This window comes from Kitasatospora sp. NPDC048239 (assembly GCF_043202015.1).
Lineage (GTDB): Bacteria > Actinomycetota > Actinomycetes > Streptomycetales > Streptomycetaceae > Kitasatospora.
In genome coordinates this window covers 166,156-179,496 of the sequence record NZ_JBICZP010000005.1, presented here as the reverse complement: position 1 = coordinate 179,496, position 13,341 = coordinate 166,156, and the positions used below count along the sequence as shown (strand labels likewise).

Sequence of the window (13,341 nt, the reverse complement as noted above, 5' to 3'; positions counted from 1 at the left end):
AGCGGGACCGACGGGCGGGCGCGCTACCCGACGGGCGCCGTCGCCGCGATGATCCGCACCGCATCGGCGATCTGGGCATCCGTCAGGTCGCCACGGGCGGTCAGCCGCAGGCGCGAGACGCCGTCCGGGACGGAGGGCGGGCGGAAGCAGCCGACCGCGAGTCCGGCCCGGCGGCAGTCGGCGGCCCAGGTGACGGCGGCCTCCGGGCCGGGGGCGCGGACCGAGACCACCGCCGCGTCCGGGCCGGAGGCGTGCAGGCCGGCCGCGGTGAGCCGGGCGGCGAGGCTGCGGGCCACCGTACGGGCCCGCTCGGCGCGCTGCGGTTCGGCGCGCAGCAGGCGCAGCGCGCCGAGCGCGGCCCCGGCCGCGGCCGGGGCGAGGCCGGTGTCGAAGATGAAGGTGCGGGCCGTCTCGGTGAGATGGCGGATGACCCGGTGCGGGCCGAGCACCGCCCCGCCCTGGGAGCCGAGCGACTTGGACAGGGTGACGGTGGCGACGGTGTCCGGCTCCCCCGCGAGTCCGGCCGCGGCCAGGGCGCCGGCGCCGCCGGGGCCGAGCACGCCGAGCCCGTGCGCGTCGTCGACCAGCAGCGCCGCGCCGTGCGCGCGGGCGGCGGCGGAGAGTTCGGGCAGCCGGGCGGCGTTGCCGTCGACGGAGAAGACGGAGTCGGTGACCACCAGCGCCCGGCGGTGGGTGCGCCCGGCGAGGACGGCGCGAACGGCGTCCGGGTCGCTGTGCGGGGCGCGGTGGACGTCGCCGCGGGAGAGCCGGCAGCCGTCGATCAGCGAGGCGTGGTTGTAGGCGTCCGAGACGATCAGGGTGTCCGGGTCGGTGAGCGCGGTGAGCGCGGCCAGGTTGGCGGTGTACCCGGAGGAGAACACCAGCGCCGCCTCCACCCCGCAGAACCCGGCCAGTTCGGCCTCCAGTTCGGTGTGCAGCGCGGTGGTGCCGGTGACCAGCCGGGAGCCGGTGGCGCCGCCGCCCCAGCGCAGTGCCGCGTCGGCGGCGGCCCGGGTGACGGCGGGGTGGCGGGTGAGCCCGAGGTAGTCGTTGCCCGCGAGGTCCACCACCTGGTCCTCGGCGGGGCGGCTGCGCAGCGTCCGGGTGAGGCCGGCTCCCGCGCGCAGCTCGGCCGCCTCGTCGAGCCAGTCGAAGACGGCGGCCGGGGCGGGGGCCGCCTGGGCGGCTGCGGACGGTTCGGGCGCGGTGCGGTGGGCCATGAGCGGCACTCTGGCATGCCGGGCGCGGGGCGGGCAATGTGCGCCGCGGCACACGCCCGAATGGGCATTCACACGGCTCGGGAAGCCTGACCGACGCGGCGAAGAAGCAGTTCCCGGACCTGGCCGCGGCAGCGGCCGGCAGCACGGCCCCGGTCACCGTCCCGGCGCCCGCCGGCGGGCAGACCGTCAAGGCGAACCCCGGAATGATCCGGCAGGCCGGGAACAACGCCGCCGGTCTCCAGACCTCCGTCCGTCCGCCGGGACACCTCGCACGGCAGGAAGGTCCTGGGCGTCGGCGTGGGGCGATCCGACCAGGCCGCGTTCGAGGAGGCCCGTATCGGTACGGCCGACCGGCCTGACCAGCCGCCGCGGCCGCTGGCCGCCGGAGCGGGCATCACCGGCTGGATCCGCCCCGACGCGGGGGTCGACCTGCTGTACCGGTGCGACTACGCGGGCCGGGGCCGAGGACCACCACCGCCGGGCGCGGGTCACCGGCACCGCCGCCGCGGGCACCGGCGCCGACGGGCTGCGGGCCTCGCACGTGGCCGTCGCCTGGCGGACCGTGTAGAAGGCGATCGCCGGCGAGCACTGCGAGGGTCTCGCCCCGGCGGACGCCCCGCCCGCCGTTCCGGCCCGGTGACCGGCGTTCCGGCCCGGTGACCGGCCCCGGGCAGAGGCCCCGGCTTTGCCCGGGGCTTTGCCCGGGGTGCACGCGAGCAGGCAAGATAGCCGGGTGAACCTCCTAGACCTGATGCCGAAGCCCGCCACCCCCGACGCGCTGTACGAGACGTTCGCCGCCTGGGCGGAGGAGCGCGGGATCACGCTGTACCCGGCTCAGGAGGAGGCGCTGATCGAGCTGGTGTCGGGGAACAACGTCATCCTGGCGACGCCGACCGGGTCGGGCAAGAGCCTGGTGGCGGCGGGAGCGCACTTCGCCGCGCTGGCGGAGGGCAAGCGGACCTTCTACACCGCGCCGATCAAGGCGCTGGTCTCGGAGAAGTTCTTCGACCTGTGCAAGATGTTCGGCACCGAGCAGGTCGGCATGATGACCGGCGACGCGAGCGTCAACCCGACCGCGCCGATCATCTGCTGCACCGCCGAGGTGCTGGCGCAGATCGCGCTGCACGACGGGCCCAGGGCCGACATCGGCCAGGTGGTCATGGACGAGTTCCACTTCTACGCGGAGCCGGACCGCGGCTGGGCCTGGCAGATCCCGCTGCTGGAGCTCCCGCAGGCGCAGTTCCTGCTGATGTCCGCGACCCTCGGCGACGTCCGCCGCTTCGAGGAGGACCTCACCCGCCGCACCGGCCGGCCCACCACGGTGGTCCGCTCGGCCACCCGGCCCGTCCCGCTGTTCTACGAGTACCGCCGCACCACCCTCCACGACACCCTGGAGGAGCTGCTGAAGACGGGGCAGGCGCCCGTCTACGTCGTGCACTTCACGCAGAAGGAGGCGGTGGAGCGGGCGCAGTCGCTGATGAGCATCAACATGTGCTCGAAGGCGGAGAAGGAAGCCATCGCCGACCTGATCGGCAACTTCCGCTTCACCACCAAGTTCGGCCGCAACCTGTCCCGTTACGTGCGCCACGGCATCGGCGTGCACCACGCGGGCATGCTGCCCAAGTACCGCCGGCTGGTCGAACGGCTCGCGCAGGCAGGCCTGTTGAAGGTGATCTGCGGGACGGACACGCTCGGCGTCGGTGTCAACGTGCCGATCCGCACGGTGCTGTTCACCGCGCTGTCCAAGTACGACGGCGTGCGGGTCCGGGTGCTGCGCGCCCGCGAGTTCCACCAGATCGCGGGCCGCGCGGGCCGCGCCGGGTTCGACACCGTCGGGCAGGTGGTCGCCCAGGCGCCCGAGCACGTGATCGAGAACGACCGGGCGGTCGCCAAGGCCGGCGACGACCCGAAGAAGAAGCGCAAGGTCGTCCGCAAGAAGGCCCCCGAGGGCTTCGTCGGCTGGACCGAGGAGACCTTCGACCGGCTGATCGGCGCCGACCCCGAGCCGCTGGTCTCCCGCTTCAAGGTGACCCACGCGATGCTGCTGGCCGTCATCGGCCGCCCGGGCAACGCCTTCGAGGCGATGCGCAAGCTGCTCACCGACAACCACGAGGACCGCGCCGCCCAGCGCCGGCACATCCGCTCCACCATCGCCATCTACCGCTCGCTGCTGGAGGGCGGCATCGTGGAGCGGCTGCCGGAGCCCGACGCCGAGGGCCGGATCGTCCGCCTCACCCTGGACCTCCAGGAGAACTTCGCGCTCAACCAGCCGCTCTCCACCTTCGCGCTGGCCGCCTTCGAGCTGCTCGACCCGACCTCGCCCTCGTACGCGATGGACGTCGTCTCCGTGGTCGAGGCCACCCTCGACGACCCGCGCCAGATCCTCGCCTCGCAGCAGAACAAGGAGCGCGGCGAGGCCATCGGGGAGATGAAGCGCGACGGCATCGAGTACGAGGAGCGGATGGAGCGGCTCCAGGACATCACCTACCCGAAGCCCCTGGAGGAGCTGCTCACCCACGCCTACGAGGTGTACCGCCGGGCACACCCGTGGATCGGCGACCACGAGCTGCGCCCGAAGTCCGTCGTCCGCGACCTGTACGAGCGGGCGATGACCTTCACCGACTACGTCGGCCACTACGACCTGGCCCGCACCGAGGGCATCGTCCTGCGCTACCTGGCCGGCGCCTACAAGGCGCTGGAGCAGACCGTCCCCGAGGACATCAAGACCGACGACCTCAAGGACGTCATCGCCTGGCTCGGCGAGCTGGTCCGCCAGGTCGACTCCAGCCTGCTGGACGAGTGGGAGCAGCTGGCCAACCCGACCGAGCCGCAGGCGGCCGAGGTCGCCCTGGACGACAAGCCGGCGCCGGTGACGGCCAACGCCCGGGCGTTCCGGGTGCTGGTGCGCAACGAGATGTTCCGCCGGGTGGAGCTGGTCGCGCTGGAGCACTACGACGCGCTGGCCGCGCTGGACGGCGAGTACGGCTGGGACGCGGACCGCTGGGCGGACGCCATGGACGGGTACTGGGACGAGTACGACGACCTCGGCACCGGCCCGAACGCGCGCGGCCCGAAGATGCTGCTGATCGAGGAGGAGGACTCCTCCTGGAAGGTCCGGCAGATCTTCGACGACCCGGAGGGCGACCACGACTGGGGCATCAGCGCCGAGGTCGACCTGTACGGGTCGGACGAGGAGGGCCGCGCGGTGCTGCGGGTCACCGCGGTGGACCGGCTGGACGGCTGAGCCGCCGTCGGCCCCGTCCGACCGGACGGGGCCTGGACCGGGGCCGGGGTCCGTGGCACACGGGCCCCGGCCGGGTCCGGAGCGGTACCGCTCCGGACCGCAAGGCCGCCGGGCAGGCCCCCGAGGCTGCCGGAGCGGCAACGGACCGGCGCCGGACCGGTCCTGGCGTCACATCCAGATGAACGGCGCGCCCGCCGCGTACGAGATCGCGCGGGTGGCCTCCTCCAGCATCTGCTCCGAACCGGCGGGCGCGGTGCTCGGCGGCACGCTGAGCGGGGTCGTCCCGGTGGCGGTCGCGGCGGGCGCGGCGGCGGCGCTGTGGGCGTCGGCGAGCCGCGAGCTGGCGACGGTCACGTAGTAGCGGACGGCCTCGACCCGCGGCTCCGAGCCGGTCCTGGCGCTGCCGGCCGGCTGGGCCGGGGCGGTGGTGGCGTCCGGGAGGATGAACGCCAGTGCACCCGGCTTGGCCTGCAGGGCCTGCGCGGCCTTCGCGGCGGACGCCTCGTCACCGAACCGCAGCACGGTCACGCTGCTCAGCACCGGCTTGTCCTGGCCGGTGAAACTGACGGTGAGGTAGCCCTGGCAGCCGGTGTCGCGCAGCGGGTCCTGGGTGCGGTCCTGAAGCGCCTCGGCGCAGTTCTGGCCCTGTCGGACGCCGGAGCGCTTGCCCTTGTAGGCGCCGACCTCGACCGGCCGCTGGGCCGGGAAGTAGACGTCGACGTTGAGGCCCTCGGGGTCGGTCACGGTCCGCGGCGGCGGGCTGCCGACCACCGGCGGCGTCCTGGTCGCCTCCTTGCTGGACGGGCCGAGGCCGGGTATGAAGTCGCCGGGCGTGGGCCGGGTGATGATCCAGCCTCCGGCCGCCACCACGCCCACCACGACGATCCAGCCCACGGTTCGGCGGGCGCTGAGTCTCCTGGACCGGTACGCCCCGGCCGGCTGCTCGGTCCCGTGGTCTCCCGGTGACGGGGTGCGCTCCCCCTGCGTGGTCATGGCGCAGATTCTAAGCAGTGCGCGGGTGGTGGAGATCACGGGGGATGGCCGTTGGCGATCACTCGCGCTACCCACCGGTAGCCACCGTGGACACGGACGTGACCTGCACCACTACCGTGAGCTTCGGAGCTGTGACAACTCGCACATCCTCCCGGGGATCTTCTGGTGGGTTTCCTCTGGCGTCGGCCGACGGCCAGCAGGCAGGATCGAGCCCATGGATCTGCTCGATACCCTCACCGCCAAGGGCCTGCGCGGGGACGTCCCCACCCGGGAAGAAGCCCTGGCCGTCCTCGCCACCACCGACGACGAGCTGCTGGACGTGGTCGCGGCCGCCGGGCGGGTGCGCCGGCAGTGGTTCGGCCGCCGGGTCAAGCTCAACTACCTCGTGAACCTGAAGAGCGGGCTCTGCCCGGAGGACTGCTCGTACTGTTCGCAGCGCCTGGGCTCGAAGGCCGAGATCCTCAAGTACACCTGGCTGAAGCCGGACCAGGCCGCCGACGCGGCCCGCGCCGGGGTCTCCGGCGGTGCCAAGCGGGTCTGCCTGGTGGCCAGCGGCCGCGGCCCGACGGACCGTGACATCGACCGGGTGACCGACACCATCGCCGCCATCAAGGACGCCGACCCGGCGGTCGAGATCTGCGCCTGCCTCGGCCTGCTCTCCGACAACCAGGCGGAGCGGCTGAAGGCGGCCGGCGCCGACGCCTACAACCACAACCTCAACACCTCCGAGGGCACCTACGGCGGCATCACCACCACCCACACCTACGCGGACCGGGTGGACACCGTGCAGAAGGCCCACGGCGCGGGCCTGTCTGCCTGCTCGGGCCTGATCGCGGGCATGGGCGAGACCGACGAGGACCTGGTCGACGTGGTCTTCGCGCTGCGCGAGCTGGGCTCCGACTCGGTGCCGGTGAACTTCCTGATCCCGTTCGAGGGCACCCCGCTGGCCAAGGAGTGGAACCTCACCCCGCAGCGCTGCCTGCGCATCCTGGCGATGGTCCGGTTCGTCTGCCCGGACGTCGAGGTGCGGATCGCGGGCGGCCGCGAGGTCCACCTGCGCTCGATGCAGCCGCTGGGCCTGCACATCGCCAACTCGATCTTCCTCGGCGACTACCTGACCAGCGAGGGCCAGGCCGGCCAGGCCGACCTCGACATGATCAAGGACGCCGGCTTCGAGGTGGAGGGCGCCGGCGAGGCGACCCTGCCCCGCCACCGGTCCGACGTGGCCGCCGCGGGCGACTCCTGCGGGACGGGCGGCGGCTGCGGGCCCTGCGGCGGGCACGGCGCCGCGACCACCGGCTGCGGTGGCACCGTCGACGAGGCGGCCGAGCCGGCCGGTACCGAGGAAGCCGCCGAGGCCGCCGGTGACGGGCTGCGCAGCGACCTGGTCCGGGTCCGCCGTCGCGGGGCCGGCACCGAGCTGGCACCCAACGCCTGACCACCCCGGGGAATCCATCATGGCTCAGCTGTCCGCAGACACCCTGCTCGCCCTCGACCGGGCCCACGTCTGGCACCCGTACGGGCCGATGCCCGGCACCGTCACCCCGTACGTGGTCGAGTCCGCGTCCGGCGTGCGGCTCCGGCTCGCCCAACCCGTCGCGGGGCACCGGGAACTGGTCGACGGGATGTCGTCCTGGTGGGCGGCCATCCACGGCTACCGGCACCCGGTGCTGGACGAGGCGGTGCGCGACCAGCTGGGCCGGATGAGCCATGTGATGTTCGGCGGGCTCACCCACGAGCCCGCCGTCCGGCTGGCCGCCCGGCTGGTGGAGATCACGCCGGAACCGCTCCAGCACGTCTTCCTGTCCGACTCCGGCTCGGTGGCCGTCGAGGTCGCGATGAAGATGTGCCTGCAGTACTGGCAGTCCATCGGCCGGCCGGAGAAGCGCCGGCTGCTCACCTGGCGCGGCGGCTACCACGGGGACACCTTCCACCCGATGTCGGTCTGCGACCCGCAGGGCGGCATGCACCACCTGTGGGGCGGCGTGCTGCCCGACCAGCTCTTCGCGCCGCAGCCGCCGGCCGGCTTCGACGCGCCGCTGGACGCCGGGTACGCGGCCCGCTTCGAGGAGTTGGTGGAGCGCCACGCCGACGAGCTGGCGGCCGTGATCGTCGAGCCGGTGGTGCAGGGCGCGGGCGGGATGCAGTTCCACTCCCCCGCCTACCTGCGGATGCTGCGCGACCTGTGCGACCGCCACGGCGTGCTGCTCGTCTTCGACGAGATCGCCACCGGCTTCGGGCGCAGCGGCGCGCTGTTCGCGGCGGACCACGCCGGGGTCTCACCGGACGTGATGTGCCTGGGCAAGGCGCTGACCGGCGGCTACCTGACGCTGGCCGCGGCGCTGTGCACCGGTGAGATCGCGGACGGGATCAGCCGGGGCGAGATGCCGGTGCTGGCGCACGGGCCCACGTTCATGGGCAACCCGCTGGCGGCGGCGGTCGCCAACGCCTCGCTCGACCTGCTGCTCGGGCAGGACTGGGAGGTCGAGGTGAAGCGGGTCGGCGCCGGGCTCCGGGAGGGCCTGGCCGGGGCCGCGGAGCTGCCGGGGGTGAAGGACGTGCGGGTCCAGGGCGCGATCGGCGTGGTGCAGTTGGACCACCCGGTGGACGTGGTGGCCGCCACCGAGGCGGCCGCCCGGGAGGGCGTCTGGCTGCGACCGTTCCGCGACCTGATCTACACCATGCCGCCCTATGTGACCGGCGACGAGGACGTGGCCCGGATCGGCGCCGCCGTGACCGCTGCGGCGGTGGCCGGATGAGCGCGCGGATCCTGTTCGTCACCGGCACGGGCACCGAGGTCGGCAAGACCGTCACCACGGCCGCGGTCGCCTCGGCCGCGCTGCAGGGCGGCCTGAAGGTCGCCGTGCTCAAGCCGGGCCAGACGGGCGTCACCCCCCACGAGCGGGGCGACGCGGACGAGGTGGTCCGGCTGGTCGGCGCCCCGCTGACCACCCGCGAACTCGCCCGCTACCCCGAGCCGCTGGCCCCGGACACCGCCGCCCGCCGGGCCGGTCGGCCGACCGTCTCGCCCGCCGAGGTGGCCCAGGCCGTCGCCGAGCTCGCCGCCGGGCACGACCTCGTGCTGGTCGAGGGCGCCGGGGGCCTGCTGGTCCGCTACGACGACGAGGGCCACACCCTCGCCGACCAGGCGCGGGCGGTGCTGGGCCTCGGTCTGCCGGCCCAGGTGCTGCTGGTCGCGACGGCGGGCCTCGGCACGCTCAACACCACGGCGCTGACCGCGGAGGCGCTGACCGCCCGCGGGCTGGACCTGCTCGGCGTGGTCATCGGTGCCTGGCCCGACTCCCCCGGCCTGGCCGACCGCTGCAACCTCGCCGACCTGCCCCGCTCGGCGGGCGCGCCGCTGCTCGGGGCGCTCCCCTCGGGTGCCGCCGTGGCGGCCGGCTTCCCCGCGCGGGCGCTCGACTCGCTGGCCCCGGCGCTCGGCGGCCGGTGGGACGCGGTGGAGTTCGCCCGGGCGCAGCGGCCGCAGTAGTCGGCGGCGGGTGCGGCGTCGGGGTTCGGCGCCGGGGTGCGTGCCCCGGCGCCGCCCGCTTTGAGCGTTGAGCGTTGAGCGTTGAGCGTCTGGACCGTCGGCCGCGGGCGTCAGCCCTTGAGCGTCGGGCCGGTCTTGGCGAGGGCGAGTTCGAGGTTCGCCTTGTCCGCCTTGGGCGCGGAGATCCGCATGGTGGTGTAGTCGCCGCCGGCCAGGCCGCCGAGCGTCACCGTGGCGGGGTAGGCGGCCACGCCGCCGGCCGCCGTGGTCTGCCACAGCCGACCCGTGCCGGTGGCGGCCAGCCCGCCCCAGTCCTTCCAGGTCAGCCCGTCCAACTGCCCGGTGCCGGCGCCGCACCCCACGGGGAAGGACCTCGGCTCCGAGAGCGGGTCCCCCGTGCAGCCGTAGATCACGGGGACGGGATCGCTGGGCGCCGACGGCTCCACCGACGCGGACGGCAGGACGGGCGGGACGACGGGCGGGGGCGTCGACTGCGTGGGCGTCGACTGCGGTACGGAGGAGGCCGATGGCGTGGCGGGTGCCCCGGTGGTGGGCGGTGCCGGTGCCGCCGAGCGGGAGGGCGCCGCGGTGGTCCCGGCGCTGCTGCAGCCGGTGGCCGCGAGCAGCAGCGCGAGGGCGCCCGCCGCGAGCCCGGCCGTACCGCCGCGCCGCGCCGGTGTCGTACCCGTGGCGTGCTCTGTCATGGTCCCCCCGCTGGCCGTGTCCCCGGTCCGCACCCGGAGAAGTCCGCCCAGCGTACCCGCCCCCTCCGACAGCCTGGTCGGCACACCCTGACTCACCCGGTGACCACGGGAGTTGAGCAGACGTCACCAGGTGGCTCGGCAGGCTCCGAGCGCGGGATCGGCGAGGCTCCGACACCGCCTCGGCCCCTGCCGGCGGCCGAGGCTCACGGCCCCTCCCGCGCCCACCGTGTGACCCCCGGACAACCCGGCCGGACGCGGCGTTTCCGCCCGTGAACAGTTGATTGCATCCGTTGCCCCCCGCCTGCGGCCGTGCACAGGATGGGCGGGTCCTCACCTCGGACCCCAGGAGGCGATCAACCGTCGTGCCCGGTAAGCAGATCCACCTCGCCGCGTTCTTCCCCGGCATCGGGAACACCACCGTCTGGTCCCATCCCGAGGCCCGCAGTCAGATCGACTTCGACTCCTTCCTCCGCTTCGCGCAGACGGCCGAGCGGGGGCGGTTCGACTTCTTCTTCCTCGCGGAGGGGCTTCGACTGCGCGAACACAAGGGCGAAGTCTACGAACTCGACGTGGTCGGGCGGCCGGAGTCGCTGACCGTACTGAGCGCCCTGGCCGCCGTGACCTCGCGGCTCGGACTCGCCGCCACCGTCAACTCCACGTTCAACGAACCGTACGAGGTGGCGCGGCGGCTGGCCGCGCTGGACCACCTGAGCGAGGGCCGGGCGGCCTGGAACGTGGTGACCAGCTTCGACGAGTTCACCGGCGAGAACTTCCGCCGGGGCGGGTTCCTCGCGGAGTCCGACCGCTACACCAGGGCCGCAGAATTCCTGCGGACCGCACGGGAGTTGTGGGACAGCTGGGCGGCGGACGACGTCCTCGCGGACCAGGCCGCCGGCCGCTTCGTCCGGGCCGGGGCTGGCGGGTTCGCCCACCGGGGAGCGCACTTCGACATCGCGGGCCGGTTCAACACCCCGCGCCCGCCGCAGGGCCACCCGGTGGTCATCCAGGCGGGCGAGTCCCCGGAGGGGCGGGAGTTCGCCGCCTCCGACGCGGACGTCATCTTCAGCCGGCACGGCAGGCTCACCGAGGCCCGGGAGTTCTACCGGGACGTCAAGGGCCGGCTCGCCGCGTACGGCCGCTCGCCGGAGGACCTGAAGATCCTGCCCGCCGTCACCTACGTCATCGGCGACACCACCGAGGAGGCGCACGAGCGCGCCGCCGAGATCCGCCGCGCCCAGGTCGGACCGGAGACGGCGATCGCCTACCTGGAGGCGGTCTGGGGCCGGGATCTGTCCTCCCACGACCCGGACGGGCCGCTGCCCGACGTCGACCCGGACCCGGACAGCCTGCTGCTCAAGGGCCACGCCCTGTTCCGCACCGACCGGGCGGCGACCGCCCGGCAGTGGCGTGAGCTCGCCGAGGAACGCGGGCTGAGCCTGCGGGAGCTGGTCACCGAGGTCACCGGACGGCAGACCTTCATCGGAACGCCCCGCGAAGTCGCCGACGCGATGGACGAGTTCGTGCAGAGCGACGGCTCCGACGGCTTCGTCATCGCCCCGCACCTGATCCCCGGCGGGCTGGACGACCTGGTCGACCGGGTCGTCCCGCTGCTCCAGGAGAAGGGCGTGTACCGCACCGACTACACCGGCACGACCCTCCGCGACCACCTCGGTCTGACCGCCGCCCGGAAGGAGGCCCCGGCCTCATGAGCCAGCAGCCCCTGCACCTCGCCGTCGCCCTGGACGGCGCCGGCTGGCACCCCGCCGCCTGGCGCGCGGACGGCGCCCGACCGGGCGCGCTGTTCACCGCCGGCTACTGGGCCGACCTGGTCGCCGAGGCCGAGCACGGCCTGCTCGACCTCGTCACCTTCGAGGACGCCCTGGCCCTGCAGTCCGCCGACCTCACCGGACCGGACGACCGGACCGACCAGGTCCGCGGCCGCCTGGACGCCGTCCTGGTGGCGAGCCGGGTGGCGCCACTGACCTCGCGGATCGGACTCGTCCCGACCACCAACGTCACCCACACCGAGCCGTTCCACCTCTCCACCGCCATCGCCACCCTCGACTTCGCCAGCCGGGGCCGGGCCGGCTGGCGCCCGCAGCTCTCCGCCCGCGCCGACGACTCCGCGCACTTCGGGCGCCGCCGGACCCCGCAGCTCACCCGGGACGACATCCGCGACCCCGAGCTCGTCGCCGGGCGGCTGCGCCCGCTCTTCGACGAGGCCGCCGACGTGGTCGAGGTGGTCCGGCGGCTCTGGGACAGCTGGGACGACGACGCGGAGATCCGCGACAGCGCCACCGGCCGGTTCGTCGACCGCGCCCGGCTCCACCCGGTCGACTTCACCGGCGAGCACTTCAGCGTGCGCGGCCCGTCCATCACCCCGCGCCCGCCGCAGGGCCAGCCGCCGGTCGCCGTCCTCGCACATGCCGGCATCCCCTACCAACTCGCCGCGAAGGGTGCCGACCTCGTCTTCGTGACGCCGCACTCGCGCGCGGGCGCGGCGGCCGTCCTCGCCGAGGTCGCCGCGGCCAGGGCCGCCGTCGGCCGCCCCGACTCCCTGCCGCTGCGGGCGTTCGCCGACCTGCTGGTCTTCCTGGACGAGCGGCCCGGCGCCGCCTCCCGGCGCAAGGAACGCCTGGACGAACTGGACGGCGCACCGCTCGCCTCCGACGCGGAGGTGTTCACCGGTACGCCGTCCGAGCTCGCCGACCTGCTGCTCGACTGGCAGGCGGCCGGCCTGGACGGGTTCCGCCTGCGCCCCGGCGAGCTGCCGCACGACCTGACCGCCGTCACCCGCGCGCTGGTCCCGGAGCTGCGGCGCCGCGGCGCCTTCCGGGAGGCGTACACGGCGGACACCCTCCGCGGGCACCTCGGCCTCACCCGCCCGGTCGGCCGCTATGCGGCGGCCCGGTCGGCCCGGGTGTAGGTCGGCCAAAGCCGAGCGGGGTACCGGGCCCGGGGTGCCGAGGCGTCAGTGGGCGGGCCGGTCGGCGTCAGGCACCTGGCATCACGCCGGACGCGTCAGGCATCGGGCATCAGGCGGACAACGGCTTCACCCAGCGGGTCCAGGCCGGTTGCGGCCCATAGCCGGCCGCCGTCCAGGTGCGCTGCCCGAGCGGGTTGTCGTCGAGCACCATGGCGTCCGCACGACGCCCGCCCAGGGCGGCGAAGCGGTCCTCGGCGGCCGCCAGCAGCGCGGCACCGATGCCCTGGCGGCGGTGGTCCGGGTCGACGGCGAGCCGGTAGAGGTGACAGCGCCAGCCGTCCCACCCCGCGATGACGGTGCCGAGGAGGGCCCCGCCGCCACCGGCCCGGGTCGCGACGATCAGGCACTCCGGATCCCGGGCGAGCAGCGCGGCCACGCCGTCGGCGTCGTCCGTGATGCTGGTGCCCTTGGCGGCCCGGGCCCAGAGGGCGAGCACGGCGGGGACCTCGTCGGGGGTGGCGGTGCGCAGCACGATGTCGTCGGTCATGCGGGCGTGTCTACCAGGGCCGTCCGCCCGGCGGCCGGGAATTTCGCGGGCCGGACGGTCCGCGGCCAAGGGCCTGTCTTCAAGCCCCCGTCGTTCGCCCGGAGGGCGGGCGGGGCGGCGTCGGGGTGCGTGCGTCGCAAGGCGGAGGAGGGAGTAGATGCGGTGGGGGCACCTCCCGGCCGGAGGCTGGGGGAGGCTGCCCGGCATCGCGCGC

10 protein-coding genes are annotated in these 13,341 nt (G+C 74.6%); 6 read left to right on the top strand and 4 right to left on the bottom strand.

What is annotated here, in order from left to right; all coding sequences use genetic code 11:
* Positions 1-23: 23 nt before the first annotated feature.
* Positions 24-1,220 (bottom strand): 8-amino-7-oxononanoate synthase, encoded by a 1,197-nt coding sequence (locus ACGFZP_RS15530; protein WP_392932527.1) that lies wholly within the window; start codon positions 1,218-1,220, stop codon positions 24-26.
* A 751-nt stretch (positions 1,221-1,971) separates the two neighbouring features.
* On the opposite strand from ACGFZP_RS15530, the gene ACGFZP_RS15525 reads away from it, so the two are divergent.
* Positions 1,972-4,464 carry a DEAD/DEAH box helicase gene (locus ACGFZP_RS15525; RefSeq protein WP_392933466.1) on the top strand — a complete coding sequence of 831 codons (2,493 nt, stop codon included), beginning with the start codon at positions 1,972-1,974 and terminating at the stop codon, positions 4,462-4,464.
* A gap of 168 nt (positions 4,465-4,632) precedes the next feature.
* On the opposite strand, the gene ACGFZP_RS15520 is transcribed toward ACGFZP_RS15525, so the two are convergent.
* Positions 4,633-5,457 (bottom strand): hypothetical protein, encoded by an 825-nt coding sequence (locus ACGFZP_RS15520; protein ID WP_392932525.1) that lies wholly within the window; start codon positions 5,455-5,457, stop codon positions 4,633-4,635.
* Between the two features lie 214 nt (positions 5,458-5,671).
* Between ACGFZP_RS15520 and bioB the strand changes: the two genes are divergently transcribed.
* Genes bioB through bioD form a run of 3 tightly spaced genes read left to right on the top strand, consistent with a single transcriptional unit; the run spans position 5,672 to position 8,950 of the window.
* Positions 5,672-6,895: a biotin synthase BioB gene (gene bioB, locus ACGFZP_RS15515; protein ID WP_392932523.1), complete on the top strand. Its 1,224-nt coding sequence runs from the start codon at positions 5,672-5,674 to the stop codon at positions 6,893-6,895.
* Positions 6,896-6,914: 19 nt separating this feature from the next.
* Positions 6,915-8,216: an adenosylmethionine--8-amino-7-oxononanoate transaminase gene (locus ACGFZP_RS15510; RefSeq protein ID WP_392932521.1), complete on the top strand. Its 1,302-nt coding sequence runs from the start codon at positions 6,915-6,917 to the stop codon at positions 8,214-8,216.
* Positions 8,213-8,950, top strand: a complete 738-nt coding sequence (gene bioD, locus ACGFZP_RS15505; RefSeq protein WP_392932519.1) for a dethiobiotin synthase — start codon at positions 8,213-8,215, stop codon at positions 8,948-8,950. Before ACGFZP_RS15510 ends, bioD begins: the two co-directional genes overlap by 4 nt.
* Positions 8,951-9,060: 110 nt before the next feature.
* Here the strand turns inward: bioD and ACGFZP_RS15500 are convergent, their stop codons facing one another.
* On the bottom strand, positions 9,061-9,654 hold the full coding sequence (locus ACGFZP_RS15500; RefSeq protein ID WP_392932517.1) for a hypothetical protein: 594 nt from the start codon (positions 9,652-9,654) through the stop codon (positions 9,061-9,063).
* 362 nt (positions 9,655-10,016) lie between these two features.
* On the opposite strand from ACGFZP_RS15500, the gene ACGFZP_RS15495 reads away from it, so the two are divergent.
* Positions 10,017-11,363, top strand: a complete 1,347-nt coding sequence (locus tag ACGFZP_RS15495) for an NtaA/DmoA family FMN-dependent monooxygenase (protein WP_392932515.1) — start codon at positions 10,017-10,019, stop codon at positions 11,361-11,363.
* Entirely contained in the window at positions 11,360-12,580 is a 1,221-nt protein-coding gene (locus ACGFZP_RS15490; protein WP_392932513.1) for an LLM class flavin-dependent oxidoreductase, read from the top strand. The genes ACGFZP_RS15495 and ACGFZP_RS15490 overlap by 4 nt, the downstream gene beginning before the upstream one ends.
* Before the next feature lie 109 nt (positions 12,581-12,689).
* Here the strand turns inward: ACGFZP_RS15490 and ACGFZP_RS15485 are convergent, their stop codons facing one another.
* Entirely contained in the window at positions 12,690-13,127 is a 438-nt protein-coding gene (locus ACGFZP_RS15485; protein WP_392932511.1) for a GNAT family N-acetyltransferase, read from the bottom strand.
* Between the last annotated feature and the right edge of the window lie 214 nt (positions 13,128-13,341).